Origin of the sequence: Streptomyces sp. ADI95-17 (assembly GCF_003846175.1) — a bacterium.
In the GTDB taxonomy this organism is placed as follows: Bacteria; Actinomycetota; Actinomycetes; order Streptomycetales; family Streptomycetaceae; genus Streptomyces; species Streptomyces sanglieri.
In genome coordinates, this window is the sequence record NZ_ML123054.1 from 1 (window position 1) to 19,884 (window position 19,884).

General features: G+C 69.9%; 15 protein-coding genes. 8 read left to right on the forward strand and 7 right to left on the reverse strand.

Annotated features, from left to right (window positions below; all coding sequences use genetic code 11):
• Positions 1–64: 64 nt before the first annotated feature.
• Genes EES42_RS40385 through EES42_RS40405 form a run of 5 tightly spaced genes read right to left on the reverse strand, consistent with a single transcriptional unit; the run spans position 65 to position 5,485 of the window.
• The gene (locus tag EES42_RS40385; protein WP_124723364.1) at positions 65–1,375 is read right to left on the reverse strand and encodes a DUF58 domain-containing protein; all 1,311 of its coding nucleotides are present in this window, start codon (positions 1,373–1,375) and stop codon (positions 65–67) included.
• 10 nt (positions 1,376–1,385) lie between these two features.
• Positions 1,386–2,387, reverse strand: coding sequence for an AAA family ATPase (locus EES42_RS40390; RefSeq protein ID WP_124723201.1), 1,002 nt, complete (start codon positions 2,385–2,387; stop codon positions 1,386–1,388).
• Positions 2,384–3,595 carry a DUF4350 domain-containing protein gene (locus EES42_RS40395; RefSeq protein WP_124723202.1) on the reverse strand — a complete coding sequence of 404 codons (1,212 nt, stop codon included), beginning with the start codon at positions 3,593–3,595 and terminating at the stop codon, positions 2,384–2,386. Before EES42_RS40395 ends, EES42_RS40390 begins: the two co-directional genes overlap by 4 nt.
• Positions 3,592–4,281, reverse strand: coding sequence for a DUF4129 domain-containing protein (locus tag EES42_RS40400; RefSeq protein WP_124723203.1), 690 nt, complete (start codon positions 4,279–4,281; stop codon positions 3,592–3,594). Before EES42_RS40400 ends, EES42_RS40395 begins: the two co-directional genes overlap by 4 nt.
• 4 nt (positions 4,282–4,285) lie before the next feature.
• Positions 4,286–5,485 carry a glycerophosphoryl diester phosphodiesterase membrane domain-containing protein gene (locus tag EES42_RS40405; RefSeq protein ID WP_124723204.1) on the reverse strand — a complete coding sequence of 400 codons (1,200 nt, stop codon included), beginning with the start codon at positions 5,483–5,485 and terminating at the stop codon, positions 4,286–4,288.
• A gap of 140 nt (positions 5,486–5,625) precedes the next feature.
• On the opposite strand from EES42_RS40405, the gene mtnA reads away from it, so the two are divergent.
• The 7 genes from mtnA (at position 5,626) to EES42_RS40445 (ending at position 14,110) form a co-directional block, all read left to right on the forward strand.
• Positions 5,626–6,774: an S-methyl-5-thioribose-1-phosphate isomerase gene (gene mtnA, locus EES42_RS40410; protein ID WP_124723205.1), complete on the forward strand. Its 1,149-nt coding sequence runs from the start codon at positions 5,626–5,628 to the stop codon at positions 6,772–6,774.
• A 4-nt stretch (positions 6,775–6,778) separates the two neighbouring features.
• Entirely contained in the window at positions 6,779–7,468 is a 690-nt protein-coding gene (gene mtrA / locus EES42_RS40415; protein WP_187281934.1) for a two-component system response regulator MtrA, read from the forward strand.
• Between the two features lies 1 nt (position 7,469).
• Entirely contained in the window at positions 7,470–9,494 is a 2,025-nt protein-coding gene (gene mtrB, locus EES42_RS40420; RefSeq protein ID WP_206433829.1) for an MtrAB system histidine kinase MtrB, read from the forward strand.
• Positions 9,495–9,522: 28 nt separating this feature from the next.
• Positions 9,523–11,349, forward strand: coding sequence for an LpqB family beta-propeller domain-containing protein (locus EES42_RS40425; protein WP_124723206.1), 1,827 nt, complete (start codon positions 9,523–9,525; stop codon positions 11,347–11,349).
• Between the two features lie 91 nt (positions 11,350–11,440).
• Positions 11,441–12,166: a ComF family protein gene (locus EES42_RS40430; protein WP_124723207.1), complete on the forward strand. Its 726-nt coding sequence runs from the start codon at positions 11,441–11,443 to the stop codon at positions 12,164–12,166.
• 321 nt (positions 12,167–12,487) lie between these two features.
• Complete coding sequence (gene raiA / locus EES42_RS40440) at positions 12,488–13,177, forward strand: ribosome hibernation-promoting factor, HPF/YfiA family (protein ID WP_124723209.1); 690 nt, start codon at positions 12,488–12,490, stop codon at positions 13,175–13,177.
• A gap of 183 nt (positions 13,178–13,360) precedes the next feature.
• Positions 13,361–14,110 carry a response regulator gene (locus tag EES42_RS40445; RefSeq protein WP_124723210.1) on the forward strand — a complete coding sequence of 250 codons (750 nt, stop codon included), beginning with the start codon at positions 13,361–13,363 and terminating at the stop codon, positions 14,108–14,110.
• 74 nt (positions 14,111–14,184) lie between these two features.
• On the opposite strand, the gene EES42_RS40450 is transcribed toward EES42_RS40445, so the two are convergent.
• A complete protein-coding gene (locus EES42_RS40450; protein WP_124723211.1) occupies positions 14,185–15,360 on the reverse strand; it encodes a winged helix-turn-helix domain-containing protein in 1,176 nt (391 codons plus the stop codon).
• 64 nt (positions 15,361–15,424) lie between these two features.
• Complete coding sequence (locus tag EES42_RS40455) at positions 15,425–15,997, reverse strand: GNAT family N-acetyltransferase (protein ID WP_124723212.1); 573 nt, start codon at positions 15,995–15,997, stop codon at positions 15,425–15,427.
• 239 nt (positions 15,998–16,236) lie between these two features.
• Here EES42_RS40455 and secA point away from each other — a divergent pair, with 239 nt between their 5' ends.
• Positions 16,237–19,062 (forward strand): preprotein translocase subunit SecA, encoded by a 2,826-nt coding sequence (secA, locus tag EES42_RS40460; protein WP_124723213.1) that lies wholly within the window; start codon positions 16,237–16,239, stop codon positions 19,060–19,062.
• The last annotated feature ends 822 nt before the right edge of the window (positions 19,063–19,884 follow it).

Here is a 19,884-nt window from a genome sequence, read left to right on the forward strand (position 1 = left end):
ATACGGGCGGCTGGTCGGGAAGCCCCTTCCCGACATGTGGCTCCGTTTGTGGCAGGAGTATGTGTCAGAGCCGCCCCGCTGCCTTGAGGGCGAGGTAGGCATCGGCGAGGGCCGGGGCAAGGTTGTCCGGGGTGGCGTCGACAACCACCGCGCCGTGACGCTGGAGCTGCTCTGCGGTGCGGAGTCGCCTTGCCTGGGCCTGTGCACCCGCCGCTGCTTCGTAGACCGCGTCCACTGTGCCTCTCGAACCTGCCATCTGCTCGACATGCGGGTCCGCCACGGAAGCCACCAGCACGGTATGGCGCTGGGTCAGACGGCGGAGCACAGGAAGTAGACCTTCCTCCACGGGGGCCGCGTCCAGACCCGTGAGAAGCACGATCAGGGAGCGACGAGGAGCTCCGGCGAGCACGGCGGCGACGAGACCTCGGGCATCCGTTTCCACCAGTGCCGGCTCGACGGGCGCCAGTGCGCTCACCATGGCCGACAGGACCTCTCCCGAGGACCGGCCTTGGACCTGTGCGCGCACCCGACGGTCATAGGCAAGCAGGTCCACGCGGTCGCCGGCGCGAGTCGCGAGGGCCGTGAGCAGCAGGGCCGCGTCCAGGGACGCGTCGAGACGGGGCACGTCACCGACGCGCCCCGCCGAGGTACGGCCGGTGTCCAGGACGACGAGGATGTGGCGGTCCCGCTCGGGGCGCCACGTGCGTACCGCGACGGCGGACTGACGTGCAGTGGCCCGCCAGTCGATGGACCGGGTGTCGTCGCCCGGCACGTACGCACGCAGGCTGTCGAATTCCGTGCCCTCGCCACGGGTGAGGACACTGGTGCGGCCGTCGAGCTCGCGGAGTCTGGCGAGACGGGACGGCAGATGCTTCCGGCTGGTGAAGGGAGGCAGGACCCGTACCGTCCATGGGACCTGGTGGTTCCCCTGTCGGGAGGCGAGCCCCAGAGGGCCGAAGGAGCGGACGGTGATGCGCTCGGCTCGGCGGTCGCCCCTTCGAGTCGGCCGCAGGACGGTGGCCAGACGGCGGCGTTCGCCCGGCGGGACCGTCAGGGCGTGTCGTGAGGAAGCCTGTTCCGTGCCCGCGGTCCAGCTGCTGGGAGGCCAGGCGTCGCGCAGGTGTGCCCGCAACTTGCGACGGGAAGTGTTGGTTACGGTGAGTTGCACTTCGGCGGCTTCGCCGAGTCGAACGCTTGTGTCACCGGATCGAGTGAACTGGAGCCTGCGCACTGGTGCAGCCAGGGCATAGTCGCAGAGAATTGCCAACGAGAGCGGTGCGTTGACCGCCAGCATTCCGGTCCAACTCGGGGCCAGGATGCCTACAGGGAGTGACCCCAGGGCGGCCAGTAGGGCGGTACGTCCGGTGAGGGCCACGGTCACCGCCTCATCGGGGTACGGGGACGTGGGCGAGGACGGCCGTGATGACGGAGTCGGGGGTGACACCCTCCATCTCCGCCTCGGGCCGCAGCTGGATGCGATGGCGAAGTGTGGGGAGTGCCAGGGCTTTCACGTCGTCCGGGATGACGTAGTCACGGCCGGTGAGCCAGGCCCAGGCGCGAGCGGTCGACAACAGGGCGGTGGCACCTCGGGGGGAGACGCCGAGGGAGAGCGAGGGGGATTCACGCGTGGCACGACAGATATCGACGACATAGCCGGCGATCTCGGGAGAGACCTTGGTCCGGGCGACCGCGTTGCGGGCCGCTTCCAGATCGGACGGACCGGCGACGGGACGTATGCCGGCCGACTTGAGATCGCGGGGATCGAAACCGTCGGAATGACGGGTGAGGACGTTGATCTCCTCCTCCCGCGAGGGCAGAGGCACCGTCAGCTTGAGGAGGAACCTGTCCAGTTGGGCCTCGGGGAGCGGGTAGGTGCCCTCGTATTCGACGGGGTTCTGCGTGGCGGCCACGAGGAAGGGGTCGGGCAGCTGCCGAGGAGTTCCGTCGACGGTGACCTGGCGCTCTTCCATGGCTTCGAGGAGGGAGGACTGGGTCTTGGGAGGGGTGCGGTTGATCTCGTCGGCGAGCAGGAGATTGGTGAAGACGGGGCCGGGCTGGAAGGAGAACTCAGCCGTGCGGGCGTCGTAGACCAGTGAGCCGGTGACATCGCTGGGCATCAGATCGGGGGTGAACTGGACGCGCTTGGTGTCGAGTTCGAGCGATGCGGCGAGTGCTCGGACCAGAAGGGTCTTGGCCACTCCGGGGACGCCTTCGAGGAGAACGTGGCCCCGGCAGAGCAGGGCGACGACGAGCCCGGTGACGGCCGGGTCCTGGCCGACAACGGCCTTGGCGATCTCCGAGCGCAACGCTTCCAGGGACGCGCGGGCTGTGTCGCCGTTCCCGAGGAGCTCGGTGGTCTCGGCGGGCACTGGGGGCGGGGCGCTCATGAGGTGCGTACCTCTCTTTCGAGGGTGTCGAGTTGGTCTGCCAGTCGGACGAGAGCGGCATCGTCGGACGGCGCGGGTCCGAAGAGCAGTGTCTGGAAGCTGTCGTCGGTGCTGCCCAGGCGGGCGGAAACGGCGGGGACGAGTGTTGAGGGGGAGTGGGCGTCGCGTGGGGGGACGCCGATGAGTGGGGCGAGGCGGGTACGGGTGGCGGAACGCAGGGACTCGGCGGCCCGGTCGCGGGCGTTCGCCTTGCGGTAGAGGCGGGCCCGGCCCTCGGTGGATTCCGAGGCGCGGATGGCCACGGGAAGCCGTTCGGTCACCAGGGGGCCCAGGCGGCGGGCGCGCCAGATGGCGGCGAGCACGGCGGCCAGGGCGAGTTGCAACGTGCCCCACAGCCAGCCCCGGGGGATCAGGTCGGCGAAGCTGCGGTCGTCAGAGGTGCCGTCGCCTTCGGCACCCCCGTTCTCGGCGGCAGCGGATGCATCAGCGAGTGAAGGGAGGTGCCAGACCAGATGAGGGCGGGAACCGAGAAGCTGCAGGGCCAGGGATGCGTTGCCCTGGTTGGAGAGTCTGTCGTTGCGGAGAAGGTCGGGGGTGCCGAGGAGCACGGAGTCGCCCGCTCCCTGTTCGACCAGAAGCACGGTGGGGAGGCCGCCGCTCGGGAAGCAGCCGATGGTGTCGAGTCCGTTCGAGGAGTAGCCGAAGCCTCCCGTTTCGACGTCGCCGGCACTGCGGGCGGCGGGCAGGGAGCATTCGGGGGAGCGAGTGGCCACCGGTCCGGCGGACTGCGCGCTGACACCGGGGACCAGCGTGCGCACGGAGGACGGGCCCGCTGCGAGCAGGACGGTGCGGCCGGCCGAGCCGTCGGTCGCTGCGCGGAGTTCGTTCTGCTGGTGCGGCGCCAGCAGATTGGGGGACGTGACAAGCAATGTGGTGTCGGGGCCGAGTGCGGCGGTGGCGTCGTCGAGCGTGGTGACCACGCGAACGGAAACGCCGCGGTCCTTGAGGAGTTCGGCGACGGCCCGGCTGCCGGAACGGTCGGCGGAGCGAGGGTCCAGGAGGCCGTGCTGGTCGCCGGAGCGGACGGTCGCCAGGGCGATTCCGGCGGCGACGAGTACGAGGAGGGCGAGGAGCAGGCCGCGGATGCGGACCCAGACCTGGTGAGGGGTGAGGGCCGACGAGGTGGAGGCGGCGGTGACCCCGGTCATTCGGCTGCCCCCTGGGCCGTGGTTGTCAGGAGGGGCTTGGCGGCTTCGAGGTCGAGGTCCAGATCTCGTACGACCAGGTATGTCTGCTGGTCGGCGGTACGGCCGCCGTACGTGACGTCGTCGAATGCCCTGGCGGCCGCGTGGAGTCGCGTCGCGTGTGCGGGGAGCGGCCCGCCCGCTTCGGCGGCGGCCTCGTCTGCGGTGCGCCCGGGGCGGGCGTCGAGCAGGGCGCGCTCTTCCAGAGAGCGGACGATGGCGCGCATCCGTTCCTGGACCGCCTCGTTCCAGCGCCGGGTGGCGGCGTGCGCCTCGGCAGCCTTCCGGTGTTCGGCCGCGCTACGGGGGCTGTCGTCGAAGAGAGCGTCCGTGGACCGTATGGTGCGGCGCGGTGTGCCCAGCCGCCACCAGAGCGCGGCGAGCAGGCCCACGACGATCAGTACGAGCACGACGAGACCTGCCGGGCCGCCCGGTGCGGCGCCGGAGGCCGCGTCCAGGAGATCGCCGATCCAGTCCCAGAGCCGGTCGAGGCCTCGCTGGAGGAAGTTGGGATCGTTCTCGTGGTACATCGGTTTGGACAGTTCGTGCTTCGCGTCCTCGCGGGCGGGGACACGTGGAGTGTCCACGGGTATGTCGCCGCTCGCGCGGATCAGTAGCCGTGCTGCTGTGGTGCCCCCCGCCCCCGGCACGGCATCAGCTCCTGGTGTCGTATCCGGGCAGGCCCGCGGCCCGGGCGAGTTCGAGGTCGAGTGCTTCGCGGCGGATGCGCTGATCGATGTAGAGCAGCGCCATCACGCCGGCGGAGAACGGGTAGGTGATCGTCGAGATGATCACCTCGCCGATGCCGGAGACGATCAGGAAGGGCCAGCCGAAACTCGTGGAGCCGTCCGTGAGGGCGGAGCCGATTCCGTCGCCGTCCACGATCATCGCGATGAAGCCGAAGGGGATGGTGACGATCACGACCACGACGAGCGTCAGCAGCCCGGTCAGCGCCAGGATGCCGAAGGTCCGCCACCACGCACCCCTGACCAGCTTCGCGGAGCGGCGCATGGAGGTGGTGATCGACTGTCGCTCCAGCATCAGGGCCGGCGAGGCGAGGCAGAAGCGGACCATCAGCCAGATGACGACGCAGATCGCGGCCATGAATCCGAGGAGGGCGAGCCCGGCCCCCGCGGTGGAGCCGATGAGCATGCCCGGCAGCAGGCCCACCGCCAGGACGGCGGCGCTGATCACGGCCAGCAGCAGGGTCAGCCCCAGCAGCTGAGGAAGCCGTGGCCGGGCCTCGGCCCAGGCGTCCGAGAGCGTCACGGGGCGGCCCAGCACGGAGCGGCTGATCACCACGGTCAGCACGGATGTCGTGATCAGCGTGGCGATCATGGTGATGAGCAGGGAAGGCAGGCCGCTGAACATGGCCGACTGAGCCGAGTCGGTGGCCTGCCGCAGCGCTTCCGAGCCGGTGGCGTTCGGGTCGATCCGCGGAGGCTCCGGCAGCAGGAACCGCTCCACGAGGATGCTCGCGATCTGGGCCACCACGGACACGGCGAGTGTGATGCCGAGGACCGTGCGCCAATGGGCGCGCATCGTGGAGACCGCACCGTCGAGGATCTCGCCGACGCCGAGCGGTCGGAGCGGGATGACACCGGGCTTGGCGGCAAAGGGCGCCCGTCCCCAGCCGGGGCCCTGCGGCCCGCCGCCCCAGCCTGTGGGAGGTGGTGCGCCAGGACCGGAGCCGGGAGTGCCCGGTGGGGACCACTGCCCTGCGGCCGGCTGAGCGGGAGACCAGTTCCCTGCCGGGCCGCTGCCGTCGGCGGGCTCGGAGGGCCGGGGGACACCGGCACCCTGACCCTCGGAGGGGGCGGATCCGGGCGAGGCCCAGCCCGGAGTGTCGTTCATTCTCGCTCCTTCACGGTCCTGCCCGCTCGTCGGGGCGGCAGGTTGGCAGCCATCGTGCCACGCGTTGCCCAGGTCTGGGCCGGGCGCTCCATCTCGTTCCTGCCTTCATTTGTGGGCGGCTCACCGGGCAGACTGGGCGGATGGCTGATCAGGACGCGCAATTGCCGGTGGGTATCGATCCCCCCGCGCTTCCCGTACTTCGTTGGGCCGAGCCTCCGGAAGGTCCCGCACTGGTGCTTCTCGACCAGACGCGACTGCCGGCGGAGGAGGCCGAGCTGGTGTGCACCGATGTGCCCGCGCTGGTGCGGGCGATCCGGACGCTGGCGGTGCGCGGGGCCCCGCTGCTCGGGATCGCGGGGGCCTACGGGGTGGCTCTGGCGGCCGCCCGGGAAGAGGACGTGGCGTCGGCCGCGGAGCTGCTGGAGCGGGCGCGGCCCACCGCGGTGAACCTCGGGTACGGGGTACGTCGGGCCGAGAGGGCATATCGGGAGGCCATCGGGAAAGGCGCGGATCCGGAGCGGGCCGCGGCGCTGGCGCTGGCCGAGGCCAGGGCGTTGCACCGGGAGGACGCCGAGGCCAGCGGGCACATGGCGCGCTATGGCCTTGCCCTGCTCGACGAGCTGCTGCCCGGGGGTGGTGGGCATCGCCTGTTGACGCACTGCAATACGGGGGCGCTCGTCTCCGGGGGTGAGGGCACCGCCTTCGCGGTGGCGCTCGCCGCACACCGGGGAAGGCGGCTGCGGCAGCTGTGGGTGGACGAGACGCGTCCGCTGCTGCAGGGGGCCAGGCTGACGGCGTACGAGGCGGCGCGCAACGGAATGCCGTACAGCCTGCTCACGGACAACGCCGCAGGTTCGCTGTTCGCCGCGGGGGAGGTGGACGCCGTGCTCATCGGGGCGGACCGCATCGCCGCGGACGGGTCGGTGGCGAACAAGGTGGGGAGCTATCCGCTGGCCGTGCTCGCGAAGTACCACCACGTACCGTTCATCGTGGTCGCGCCGACCACGACCGTGGATCTGGACACCGCGGGCGGGGCGTCGATCATCGTCGAGCAGCGGCCGGGGATCGAGGTGACGGAGCTCACATCGCCGCGGGCCGGGGTGGCGGGCGAGGATGCGGTCGGACTGCCCGTGGCACCGGTGGGAACCGCTGCCTACAACCCCGCGTTCGATGTCACGCCCCCGGAGCTGATCACGGCGATTGTCACGGAGGAGGGCGCGGTTTCCCCGGTCACGGGGGTCGGACTGGCAGAGCTGTGTGCCAGATCATCGCAGGTAACGATTAGCTAATGGGATGATGTCGTTTATGAAGGGACGCGTCCTTGTCGTCGACGACGACACCGCACTGGCCGAGATGCTCGGCATTGTGCTGCGTGGTGAAGGGTTCGAGCCGTCGTTCGTAGCGGACGGCGACAAGGCACTTGCCGCATTTCGTGAGGCCAAGCCGGACCTGGTCCTGCTCGATCTCATGCTGCCCGGTAGGGACGGCATCGAGGTCTGCAGGTTGATCAGGGCCGAGTCGGGTGTGCCGATCGTCATGCTCACTGCCAAGAGCGACACGGTTGACGTGGTGGTGGGCCTGGAGTCCGGGGCCGACGACTACATCGTCAAGCCGTTCAAACCTAAGGAGTTGGTTGCCCGGATCAGGGCACGTCTGCGGAGGTCCGAGGAACCGGCGCCGGAGCAGCTGGCCATCGGGGACCTGGTCATCGATGTGGCCGGTCACTCGGTGAAGCGGGAGGGGCAGTCGATCGCCCTCACCCCGCTGGAATTCGACCTGCTGGTCGCGCTCGCCCGCAAGCCGTGGCAGGTCTTCACCCGTGAGGTGCTGCTGGAGCAGGTGTGGGGATACCGCCACGCCGCCGACACCCGGCTGGTGAACGTGCACGTCCAGCGACTGCGTTCCAAGGTCGAGAAGGACCCGGAGCGGCCGGAGATCGTGGTGACCGTCCGAGGGGTCGGTTACAAGGCCGGACCGAGCTGACATGCCCCCGAGTAGCGCTGCTCCGCAGCCCGGGGAGCCGGGAGCCCGTGCGGAGCGGGCTGCCGGTCCAGGACACCGGGCGCTCCGGATCGGGCGCCTTCTGCAGGGCGGCCGGTTGTTCCACGACCGGGCGCCCGGCGGTCCTGTGCCGCGATTGCTGATGCGTTGGGTGCGGCGTCCGCTGCTGCCCGCCGTGCGGCTCTGGCGGCGCAATCTCCAGCTGAGGGTCGTCGCGGGCACGTTGCTCATGTCGCTCGGTGTGGTGCTGCTCCTCGGGCTGGTCGTGATCGGGCAGGTGCGCAACGGCCTGCTCGACGCCAAGGGCAAGGCCGCTCAGACGCAGGCGGCCGGCGGTTTCGCCGCGGCCCAGGAGAAGGCGAACGCCCCGCTCACCCCCGGTGGGCAGGGCGGCGACACGGCGGACGGCGCCACCGCCAACAACTCCTGGCGGACCGAGCTCGTCGACCAGCTCGCCAGCGGCGGCAAGAACGCCTTCAACGTGGTGGCGCTCAGCGCCGACGAAGGAACCCGTGCCCCACGCGGCTCGGGCAGCGTGGAGGCGGTGAGCATTCCGCAGAGCCTGCGGGATGCCGTGAACAAGGGCTCCGGGGCGTTCCAGACGTACTCGGAGATCCAGTACGCGAACGGGCAGCAACCGCAGCCCGGACTCGTCGTGGGCAAGCGGCTCTACGACAACGACCACAATCCGTACCAGCTCTACTACCTCTTCCCGCTGACGCAGGAGGAGAAGTCGCTGACGCTGATCAAGGGCACGCTGGCGACCGCGGGACTTTTCGTGGTCGTGCTGCTCGGGGCCATCGCCTGGTTCGTGGTGCGGCAGGTCGTCACGCCGGTGCGCATGGCGGCCGGCATCGCGGAGCGGCTCTCGGCCGGCCGGCTCCAGGAGCGGATGAAGGTCACCGGCGAGGACGACATCGCCCGGCTCGGTGAGGCCTTCAACAAGATGGCGCAGAACCTCCAGCTGAAGATCCAGCAACTGGAGGAGCTCTCCCGGATGCAGCGACGCTTCGTCTCCGACGTCTCCCACGAGTTGCGGACTCCGCTGACGACCGTCCGGATGGCCGCCGATGTCATCCATGAGGCCCGCAGCGACTTCGATCCCGTGACGGCGCGTTCCGCGGAGCTGCTCGGGGATCAGCTCGACCGGTTCGAGTCGCTGCTCTCCGATCTGCTGGAGATCAGCAGGTTCGACGCGGGGGCCGCGGCGCTGGAGGCGGAGCCGATAGATCTGCGGCAGGTCGTACGACGGGTGATAGGCGGGGCCGAGCCGCTGGCCGAGCGCAAGGGCACCCGGATCCGGGTGGTCGGCGACGAGCAGCCGGTGATCGCGGAGGCCGACGCCCGGCGGGTGGAGCGCGTCCTGCGCAACCTGGTGGTCAACGCCGTCGAGCACGGCGAGGGCCGCGACGTGGTGGTGCGGATGGGGGTGGCCGGGGGCGCGGTCGCCGTGGCCGTCCGGGACTACGGGGTGGGGCTGAAGCCGGGCGAGGCGACGCGGGTGTTCAACCGCTTCTGGCGGGCCGACCCGGCCCGCGCGCGGACGACCGGCGGTACCGGTCTCGGGCTCTCCATCGCGGTGGAGGACGCCCGGCTGCACGGCGGCTGGCTCCAGGCATGGGGCGAGCCCGGCGGCGGTTCGCAGTTCCGGCTGACTCTGCCGCGTACCGCGGACGAGCCGCTGCGCGGATCGCCGATACCACTGGAGCCCGAGGACTCCCGTCGTAACCGGGAGAACCGTGAACGGGCCGCGGCCGCGCCGAAGGCCGGGAGCGAGCACCGGCTGACGGCCGTGCCGACCCAGCCCGGCGGCAGCGACCGGTCCGCGCTGCCCGTGCCGTCGCGCACCCCGGTCGCGCCCCGGACGGCGCCGGCCTCGGTGCATCCGGCGGCCCTTCCGGGGAGCGGCGCACGGGTGGTCGCCCGCCACGCCGAGGAGCGGTCGGGCGGCGAATTGGACACTGCGGTGCAGGACCCGGAGCGGGGGGACACGAATCGTGGGGACTGACCGTCGTAAGGACGGCCATGGACGCGGAATGGGGCTCGTCGCGCTGATCGGGTGCGGTGCGGTGCTGCTGTCCGCCTGCGGCTCGATGCCCGTCACCGGGGACGTCAAGGCCGTCGATGCCTCGCAGCCCGGTGACTCCCAGGTGCAGGTGTACGCCGTCGCGCCACGGGACAACGCCACCCCCAACGAGGTGGTCGACGGCTTCCTGGAGTCCATGACCAGTGATGACCCGCACTTCAGGACGACCCGTCGGTACCTGACGAAGAAGGCGGCCGGGACGTGGAAGCCGAACGCGTTCACCACGGTGCTGACCAAGGCGCCGAACCGGAACGACCGCCCCTTCCGCGACAGCGACCGCAACGCCACCGAGGCGACCTACACCCTGACCGGTGAGAAGGTGGCGACGGTCGACGAGCAGAGCGCCTATCAGCCGCTCGCACCCACCGACTACAACCAGACCCTGCACCTGGTGAGGGAGAACGGGCCGGACGGCAAGGAGTGGCGGATCGACCACGTGCCGGACGGTCTGCTGCTCGGGCAGTCGGACTTCAGGCGTCTCTACCGCTCCGTCAACAAGTACTACTTCGCCACGGGGCGGTCCGGAGGGCAGTCGACCCTGGTCGCCGACCCCGTCTATCTCCGCAGCCGGACGGACCCCGTCACGGGGATGGACACCGTGACACAGTCGGTCCGCAGTCTCCTCGCGGGGCCGACCAGTTGGCTGCAGCCGGTGGTCGCATCCCGGTTCCCTCCCGGTACGGCGCTGAAGAAGGGCGTCACCTCGCTGGCGCCCGATGACCGCAACGTACTGAAGGTTCCGCTCGACAAGAAGGCGGACGGTGTCGGGCAGCGCTCCTGCCGCATGATGGCCTCGCAGATCCTCTACACCCTGAGGGACCTGACGTCCGCCCGGGTCGAGCAGGTCGAGCTCCAGCGTTCCGACGGCTCCCCGCTGTGCGTGCTCGGAGCGGACCAGGCGGAGGAGTTCGCCCCTGACGGTTCGTCGAGCGGGCCGGACAGCCAGTACTTCGTCGATGCCAAGGGGCAGGTGGAGCGAATCCCCGGCAGTACCAAGGGCAGTGGGACCCCGGAGGCGGTGGCCGGCCCGCTCGGTGACGGAACGGTGCGGATGGGCGCGGTCGGTGTGGCCAGGGACGAGCAGTCGGCGGCGGCCGTCTCGCGCGACGGGACTTCTCTGTACGTGTCGTCCATCGTCTCGGACGCCGAACTCCCCGCGGCCTCGGTGATCAGCAGGTCCCATGACGCGAAGAACCGTCTGTCGACACCGAGCTGGGACGGCAGGGGCGACCTGTGGGTGGCCGACCGGGACCGCGACCGGCCCAGACTGCTGAGAATGGCCGGAGGCACCGGCGAGCCGCAGGAGGTCGCCGTGCCCGACCTGGACGGCGGGCGGATCGAGGCGCTGCGCATGTCCGCGGACGGAGTACGGATCGCCCTGCTGGTGACCCAGGACGGCCGCAACACGCTGAAGATCGGCCGGATCGAACGGCGCGGACCGGCGTCGGAGCAGCAGGTGTCGGTGGTGGAACTGCGTCAGGCCGCACCGCAGCTCACGGATGTGACCGCGATGTCGTGGTCGGGCCGGAGCCGCCTCGTGGTGGTCGGCAAGGAGCAGGGCGGCGTGCAGCAGGTGCGCTATGTGCAGGCGGACGGTTCGACGTCCGCGTCGGGTGTGCTGCCCGGTGTGAACCAGGTGTCGTCGGTCGCGGCGGCGGACGACGAGCAGCTTCCGCTGATGGCGGCCACGTCCAGCGACGGGATCGTGAAGCTGTCGCCCGGTGACAACTGGCAGACGGTGGTCAAGGAAGGCTCGTCTCTGGTCTACCCGGGCTGAGAGCCACCGGTTCGACCCGTCCGGCCGAGGTCTGTCGGCCGCGTTTTCCACAGGGGTGGCCCGTTCGCTGCGGGAAGCGCACAGTGGAGTCATGCGGGGGTGGTGGCGGGAGATCTCCGGCCTGGTGCTGCCGGTGGCCTGCGGCGGCTGCGGCAGGCCACGCGCGGAGCTGTGCGAGGAATGCCGGGCGGAGCTCCACGGCGGGGTTCCGCGCCGGGTGAGGCCCGTTCCCGAGCCGGTGGGCCTGCCGGCGGTGTACGCGGCCGCCGCGTACGAGAACGCGGTACGCGCGGTGCTGCTGGCCCACAAGGAGCGCGGCGAGCTGGGACTGGCGGGTGCGCTCGGCAAGTCGCTGGCGGGCGCGGTACGGGCCGGGGCGGGGCATGCGGGTGTCGGCGGCCCCCTGTTGCTCGTACCCGTGCCGTCGGCGCGGCGTGCGGTGGCGGCCCGCGGTCATGATCCGACGCGCCGGATCGCGCTGGCCGCGGCGGGAGAGCTGAGACGTGGTGGCACCCCGGCCCGGGTGGTCGCGGTGCTCCGGCAGCACCGCGCGGTGGCCGACCAGGCGGGGCTGGGCGCCGGTCGGCGACAGGCGAATCTGGCGGGGGCGCTGGAGGTCCCGGCCGGGGGTGAGCGGCTGCTTGCGGCCGGACGGGTGGTGCTGGTGGACGACCTTCTGACGACGGGCGCCTCGCTCGCCGAGGCGGCCCGGGCAGTGGCGGCGGCGTGCGGGCACGCGGGTGTCCCCGGCGGTGGGCAGGCGGCCGTTGTCGCAGCATCTCCGTCGGCCTTCGAAATAAACCGGAACTGTCAATGAACTTGCATCGTTGCAGGTAGTGAGTGAGAAAAACGCCCGGAACGGAGGTACGCGCGAGTAGCGGGTGCCGACATCCGGCCTGGCAGGCTATGTTCGGTTGTGAGGAATGGTGAATGCCAGACCTCGATGAATGCACCGCCAGGTTTCGGGCAGGCAACACACCAGTGGTCCAGAAGCTGGAATTCGGTGGGGTGGAGTCCTCACCGATGGGGGAGGAGGAGGTGGAAGTCACCGAGTCCGCGGCTCCGGTTGTCACCGGGGCCTGGTGCAAAAGGGAGACGCTCCACCGCTGAGTGGAGCGATCCGGGAACGGAGTTCTGCGTGGACATCGTCGTCAAGGGCCGCAAGACCGAGGTGCCCGAGCGGTTCCGCAAGCACGTGGCCGAGAAGCTGAAGCTGGACAAGATCCAGAAGTTCGACGGCAAGGTGATCAGCCTCGACGTCGAGGTGTCCAAGGAGCCGAACCCCCGTCAGGCCGACCGTTCCGACCGGGTGGAGATCACGCTCCGCTCGCGTGGTCCGGTCATCCGGGCGGAAGCGGCCGCAGGCGACCCGTACGCAGCGCTGGACCTGGCCACCGGCAAGCTGGAGGCGCGGCTGCGCAAGCAGCACGACAAGCGCTACAGCCGCCGTGGCAATGGCCGGATTTCCGCTGCCGAGGTCGGCGAGATCGTGCCGGGGGCGGCGTCCTTCAACGGTGAAGGCGACCTGATCGCAGACGAGTCGGCCGAGTCCGTGCCGACCACGAGGTTCGGCTCGCTGGAGATTCAGGGCGAGGGTCCGCTGGTGATGCGCGAGAAGACGCACGTCGCCGCACCGATGTCGCTCGACCAGGCGCTCTACGAGATGGAGCTGGTCGGGCACGACTTCTATCTGTTCGTCGACTCCGAGACGAAGGAACCCAGTGTCGTCTACCGACGGCATGCCTATGACTACGGTGTCATCCACCTGAGGACCGACCCGCTGGCCGCCGACGAGGCGGGCGGCGCAGGCGGTGCGCTCGGCGGCTGACGCCACGCTTCCGCGGTGCCCCTGGAGCGTCTGTGCGCCCCCAGGGGCACCCGCGTGCGACCACGGGATCACCGCTCTGACGTCCAGGCATGGAATCATGGCGTCCCAAGCCAACCGGTGCTCTGTGAACTGCCGTTGGCGGACAGTGTGAACTTCAGGCCATGGCCTTCAGGGGGAGGAACGATGGCGGACACCTTCGGGCCCGTGTGTGATGCGAATGATGCCGACGACATCGCCGGTGCCGGCACCGGCCCGGACAGTGGTTTCCGTAGGGAGCCGATCAGGGTCCTCGTGGTGGACGACCACGCGCTCTTCCGCAGAGGTCTGGAGATCGTCCTCGCCCAGGAAGAGGACATCCAGGTCGTCGGAGAGGCGGGTGACGGGTCGGAGGCGGTCGACAAGGCCGCCGACCTGCTTCCCGACATCGTGCTGATGGACGTCCGGATGCCGAAGCGCGGTGGCATCGAGGCCTGCACGGCGATCAAGGAAGTGGCGCCCAGCGCGAAGATCATCATGCTGACGATCAGCGACGAGGAGGCCGACCTCTACGACGCGATCAAGGCCGGTGCCACCGGCTATCTCCTCAAGGAGATCTCCACGGACGAGGTGGCCACGGCCATTCGCGCGGTCGCCGACGGGCAGTCCCAGATCAGCCCTTCCATGGCGTCCAAACTGCTCACCGAGTTCAAGTCGATGATCCAGCGGACCGACGAGCGCAGGCTCGTGCCGGCGCCCCGGCTCACCGACCGGGAACTCGAAGTCCTCAAACTCGTTGCAACAGGCATGAACAATCGCGATATCGCGAAGGAACTGTTCATTTCCGAGAACACCGTGAAGAACCACGTCCGCAACATTCTGGAGAAGTTGCAGTTGCACTCCAGGATGGAAGCCGTGGTCTATGCCATGCGGGAGAAGATCCTGGAGATCCGGTGACCCGTCCCGGGAAGAGCCGATCGGGGAAGAAGCGGCCCGGCGAAAGGGTCGGGTGAGGGCGCCGGAACGCGCGCTCAGGCCAGGGCGCGGGCGATTTCCTGAGCGAGCGGCCCGCGCAGTTCCGGTGCGTCGACCCGCTCCAGCCGGACATCCGTACAGCCGACCCAGGAAGCGGCCTCCACCAGCGCCTGGGCCATCGGGGCCACGGCCTTCCCGCTCGCCAACGACACCTGCCGGGCGACCAGCGTGCTGCCCTCGCGCGCCGGGTCGACGCGGCCCTGGAGCCTTCCGCCCGCCAGCAGCGGCATTGCGAAGTACCCGTGGACCCGCTTGGGCTTGGGGACGTAGGCCTCCAGACGGTGGGTGAAACCGAAGATCCGCTCGGTGCGCGCCCGCTCCCAGACCAGTGAGTCGAACGGCGACAGCAGCGTCGTACGGTGCCGTCCGCGCGGCTCCGAGGCCAGCGCCGCGGGGTCGGCCCAGGCCGGCTTCGCCCAGCCCTGCACCGTCACCGGCACCAGCCCGGAGTCGGCCACCACCGCGTCGAACTGCTCGCCCTTGAGCCGGTGGTAGTCCGCGATGTCCGCGCGGGTGCCCACCCCCAGGGACTGCCCCGCGAGCGCGACCAGCCGCCGCAGGCATTCCGTGTCGTCCAGATCGTCGTGCAGCACGTCGTCGGGCAGGGCCCGCTCGGCGAGGTCGTACACCCGCTTCCAGCTGCGCCGCTCGGTGCACACCACCTCGCCGTACATCAGGGCGCGCTCGACGGCGACCTTCGACGCCGACCAGTCCCACCACTCCCCGCCGTTCTTCGCGCCGCCCAGCTCCGTCGCCGTCAGCGGGCCCTCGGCGCGCAGCTGCTTGATCACCGTCTCGTACGCGCCGTCCGGCAGATCGTGGTGCCAGTGCGGGCGGGAGCGGTAGGCGCGGCGGCGGAAGGCGAAGTGCGGCCACTCCTCGACCGGCAGGATGCAGGCCGCGTGCGACCAGTACTCGAAGGTGCGGCCGCCCGACCAGTACGCCTCCTCCACGGCGCGCCGGCCGACCCCGCCGAGGCGCGCGTACGGAATCAGCTCGTGCGATCGGGCGAGCACCGAGATCGTGTCGAGCTGTACGGCACCCAGGTGCCGCAGCACGCCCGGAACCCCGGCCCGGCGGTCCGGAGCGCCGAGGAAGCCCTGGGCGCGCAGGGCGATCCTTCGCGCCTGGTCGGCGGAGAGTTCAACGGCGGGAGGCGGCACAGACGTCATGCCCCGAACCCTAGAGGCAGGCACTGACAGCCGGCCGGGGGTCCTGTGGACCCCGGCCCACGGGTCAGGGGACGGGCAGATAGGTGTGGGTGCCCGGCAGACCGAGGTCGGAAGGGAGCAGCGCGCCGATCCAGCAGTCGCGCCGCACGCCCTTGTTGAGCAGGCCCGAACGCTGGTCGCCCTCCATCAGGAAGCCGGCCTTCAGCGCCACGGCACGCGAGGGGGCGTTGCCCACCTCGGCGCGCCACTCCAGCCGATCGCCGCCCAGTGCGGTGAAGGTCCAGCGGGCGGCGCACCGCACCGCCTCCGTCATGTAGCCGCGGCCCCGGTGCTCCGCGGTGGTCCAGAACCCCACCTCGTACGTGCCCGGCAGGTTGCGGCGGTTGATGCCGAGGGCGCCGGTCAGCGCGCCGCTCTCGCGCAGGACCACCGCGAAGTTGTACATGGAGTCGTCCTGCCAGCCACCGGGGCACAGCTTTCCCGCGAAGAACTCCGCGTCGGCGCGGCTGTACGGGGAGGGGACGACCGTCCACCGCTGGATGTCCGGGTCCTGACAGGCGGCGTGGATCGCGTCCGCGTCGCCTTCGGTGAAGGGGCGCAGCAGCAGACGGTCGCTGGTGAGGGTGATCGGCTCCATGAAGGGATTCTGGTGAGGGTGTGCTCGGGAAGCGAACACTTTTCGGACTTCCCGGCACCTTCGGCGCTCCCCGGCCGTTGACTCGGAGGGGACAGCGGGGCCAACGCGGCGGCAGCCCTCCCGGGGCGGCGGGGTCCTCGCTTACGATGGCCGTTGCGGTGGGGCCCACCTGCCGTGCCCGCGCCAGAGTCCATAACACGACCCAGTGCCAGGCCCGACCGGCAAGGAGACCAGCCTCAGTGTCCGTCTTCAACAAGCTCATGCGTGCAGGCGAAGGCAAGATCCTGCGCAAACTGCACCGCATCGCGGACCAGGTCAGCTCCATCGAAGAGGACTTCGTCAACCTCTCCGACGCCGAGCTGCGGGCGCTCACCGACGAGTACAAGGAACGGTACGCGGACGGCGAGAGCCTGGACGACCTGCTCCCCGAGGCATTCGCGACCGTCCGTGAGGCCGCCAAGCGGGTCCTCGGACAGCGCCACTACGACGTTCAGATGATGGGCGGCGCAGCCCTCCACCTCGGTTATGTGGCCGAGATGAAGACCGGCGAGGGCAAGACCCTGGTCGGTACCCTGCCGGCGTATCTCAACGCGCTCTCCGGCAAGGGCGTGCACCTGATCACGGTCAACGACTATCTCGCCGAGCGAGACTCCGAACTGATGGGCCGCGTCCACAAGTTCCTCGGCCTGACCGTCGGCTGCATCATCGCCAACATGACGCCGGCCCAGCGCCGTGAGCAGTACGCCTGCGACATCACGTACGGCACGAACAACGAGTTCGGCTTCGACTACCTCCGCGACAACATGGCGTGGTCCGCCGACGAGCTCGTCCAGCGCGGTCACAACTTCGCCGTGGTCGACGAGGTCGACTCGATCCTCGTCGACGAGGCCCGTACGCCGCTGATCATCTCCGGCCCGGCCGACCAGGCCACCAAGTGGTACGGCGACTTCGCCAAGCTGGTCACGCGGCTGACCAAGGGCGAGGCGGGTAACCCGCTCAAGGGCATCGAGGAGACCGGCGACTACGAGGTCGACGAGAAGAAGCGGACCGTCGCCATCCACGAGCCCGGTGTCTCGAAGGTCGAGGACTGGCTCGGTATCGAGAACCTCTACGAGTCGGTGAACACGCCGCTCGTCGGGTACCTCAACAACGCCATCAAGGCCAAGGAACTCTTCAAGAAGGACAAGGACTACGTCGTCATCGACGGCGAAGTCATGATCGTCGACGAGCACACCGGCCGTATCCTCGCCGGCCGCCGCTACAACGAGGGCATGCACCAGGCGATCGAGGCGAAGGAAGGGGTGGACATCAAGGACGAGAACCAGACCCTCGCCACGATCACCCTGCAGAACTTCTTCCGCCTCTACGGCAAGCTCTCCGGCATGACCGGTACGGCGATGACCGAGGCCGCCGAGTTCCACCAGATCTACAAGCTCGGTGTGGTGCCGATCCCGACCAACCGGCCGATGGTCCGTGCCGACCAGTCGGACCTGATCTACCGCACCGAGGTCGCGAAGTTCGCCGCGGTCGTCGACGACATCGCCGAGAAGCACGAGAAGGGCCAGCCGATCCTGGTCGGCACCACCTCGGTCGAGAAGTCGGAGTACCTCTCGCAGCAGCTCTCCAAGCGCGGTGTCCAGCACGAGGTCCTCAACGCCAAGCAGCACGACCGTGAGGCGACGATCGTCGCCCAGGCCGGCCGCAAGGGCGCGGTCACGGTCGCGACGAACATGGCCGGACGAGGCACCGACATCAAGCTCGGTGGCAACCCCGACGACCTCGCCGAGGCGGAGCTGCGCCAGCGAGGGCTCGACCCCGTCGAGCACGTCGAGGAGTGGGCGGCCGCGCTGCCCGCGGCGCTGGAGAAGGCCGAGCAGTCCGTCAAGGCGGAGTTCGAAGAGGTCAAGGAGCTCGGCGGGCTGTACGTCCTGGGCACCGAGCGGCACGAGTCGCGGCGTATCGACAACCAGCTGCGTGGTCGTTCCGGCCGTCAGGGCGACCCGGGCGAGTCCCGCTTCTACCTGTCGCTCGGCGACGACCTGATGCGGCTGTTCAAGGCGCAGATGGTCGAGCGCGTCATGTCGATGGCCAATGTGCCGGACGATGTGCCGATCGAGAACAAGATGGTGACGCGGGCGATCGCGTCGGCCCAGTCGCAGGTCGAGCAGCAGAACTTCGAGACGCGCAAGAACGTCCTGAAGTACGACGAGGTGCTCAACCGGCAGCGTGAGGTCATCTACGGCGAGCGTCGCCGGGTCCTGGAGGGCGAGGATCTGCAGGACCAGATCCGCCACTTCATGGACGACACGATCGACGACTACATCCGTCAGGAGACCGCCGAGGGCTTCGCGGAGGAGTGGGACCTGGACCGGCTGTGGGGCGCGTTCAAGCAGCTCTACCCGGTGAAGGTCACCGTCGACGAGCTGGAGGACGCGGCCGGCGACCGGGCCGGGATCACGGCCGAGTTCATCGGCGAGTCCATCAAGGACGACATCCACGAGCAGTACGACGAGCGTGAGAAGCAGCTCGGCTCGGACATCATGCGTGAGCTGGAGCGGCGTGTGGTGCTGTCCGTCCTGGACCGCAAGTGGCGTGAGCACCTCTACGAGATGGACTACCTCCAGGAGGGCATCGGCCTCCGTGCCATGGCGCAGAAGGACCCGCTGGTCGAGTACCAGCGCGAGGGCTTCGACATGTTCAACGCCATGATGGAGGGCATCAAGGAGGAGTCCGTCGGCTACCTGTTCAACCTGGAGGTCCAGGTCGAGCAGCAGGTCGAGGAGGTGCCGGTGCAGGACGAGGCCGAGCGCACCTCGCTCACCAAGGAGGATGCCGTGCCGGCGGCGCGTCCGGAGATCCGGGCCAAGGGGCTCGATGCTCCGCAGCGTCCGGACCGGCTGCACTTCTCCGCTCCCACGGTGGACGGGGAGGGCGGGGTCGTCGAGGGCGACTTCTCCAGCGGTGACGGTACGGCCGGGGGCGGGTCCGAGTCGGACGGACTGACCAGGGCGGAGCGGCGCAAGGCCCAGAAGAATGGTGGGGGCGGGCGTCGTCGTAAGAAGTAGTGGCGGCTGCCGGTGACGTCTTCGGGCGTCGTTGCGGTGGTCGGGTTGTAGCCGGGGTCGGGCGCGCGTGGTTTGGGCGTCCGGCCCCGGCTTTTTGGGCTGTGGTTCGTGGTTTACGGCCCGCGGTTTGCGGCCTGCGTTGTGGCGTTGCGGTTTGGCGATGTTGTGGTTCTGGCCGCGGTTTCGGGCTTGTGGGGGATGTGGGTGGGGTGGGCTCGGTGGGGTGGGGGTTGGGTCGCTGCGCGAGGCATGTCCCCTCCCCGCCCCTTCCCGAAACCGGGGCTCTGCCCGGACCCCGCTCCTCAATCGCCGGAGGGGCTTGATGGGGGCTGGAGGGGTTTGTGAGGGTTTGGTTTGTGGGGGTTTGGAAGGGGTGAGGGGGGCAGCCAGCCAAGGCAAATCAGGGCAGGGCAAGGCGGCCGGGCAAGGCTCCGCAGGGGGCCGGGCAAGGCGGGACTGAGTCTGGCCAGGCCAGATAAGGCTAAGCAGGCTTAGCCGCCGGACCGCGCCGGACCGCGCCGGACCGCGCCGGACCGGACCGCGCCGGACCGCGCCGCGCCGGACCGGACCGCGCCGGACCGCGCCGCGCCGGACCGCGCCGAGCCGAGCCATGTGGGGCCGAGCCGGGCCATGTGGGGCCGAGCCGGGCCATGTGGGGCCGAGCCGGGCCATGCGGGGCCGAGAAGGACCGAGCCGGATCGAGAAGGATCGGGGAGGGCCAGGGAAGGCCGGGGAAGCCGGGCGAGGTCGCGGTTGAGAAGAGCCAGGGGGAGGGCTCAGAAGGACTGAGAGGGGTCGGTGGGTGTGCTGGGGCTGGGGTGG

Bases quoted from the DNA above. Each gene is read 5' to 3' on its own strand.
- EES42_RS40450 (WP_124723211.1), bottom strand. From the start codon at position 15,360: ATGACGTCTGTGCCGCCTCCCGCCGTTGAACTCTCCGCCGACCAGGCG.
- EES42_RS40455 (WP_124723212.1), bottom strand. From the start codon at position 15,997: ATGGAGCCGATCACCCTCACCAGCGACCGTCTGCTGCTGCGCCCCTTC.
- EES42_RS40405 (WP_124723204.1), bottom strand. From the start codon at position 5,485: ATGAACGACACTCCGGGCTGGGCCTCGCCCGGATCCGCCCCCTCCGAG.
- EES42_RS40390 (WP_124723201.1), bottom strand. From the start codon at position 2,387: ATGAGCGCCCCGCCCCCAGTGCCCGCCGAGACCACCGAGCTCCTCGGG.
- EES42_RS40445 (WP_124723210.1), top strand. From the start codon at position 13,361: ATGGCGGACACCTTCGGGCCCGTGTGTGATGCGAATGATGCCGACGAC.
- EES42_RS40430 (WP_124723207.1), top strand. From the start codon at position 11,441: ATGCGGGGGTGGTGGCGGGAGATCTCCGGCCTGGTGCTGCCGGTGGCC.
- mtnA (WP_124723205.1), top strand. From the start codon at position 5,626: ATGGCTGATCAGGACGCGCAATTGCCGGTGGGTATCGATCCCCCCGCG.
- EES42_RS40395 (WP_124723202.1), bottom strand. From the start codon at position 3,595: ATGACCGGGGTCACCGCCGCCTCCACCTCGTCGGCCCTCACCCCTCAC.
- mtrA (WP_187281934.1), top strand. From the start codon at position 6,779: ATGATGTCGTTTATGAAGGGACGCGTCCTTGTCGTCGACGACGACACC.
- mtrB (WP_206433829.1), top strand. From the start codon at position 7,470: ATGCCCCCGAGTAGCGCTGCTCCGCAGCCCGGGGAGCCGGGAGCCCGT.
- EES42_RS40425 (WP_124723206.1), top strand. From the start codon at position 9,523: ATGGGGCTCGTCGCGCTGATCGGGTGCGGTGCGGTGCTGCTGTCCGCC.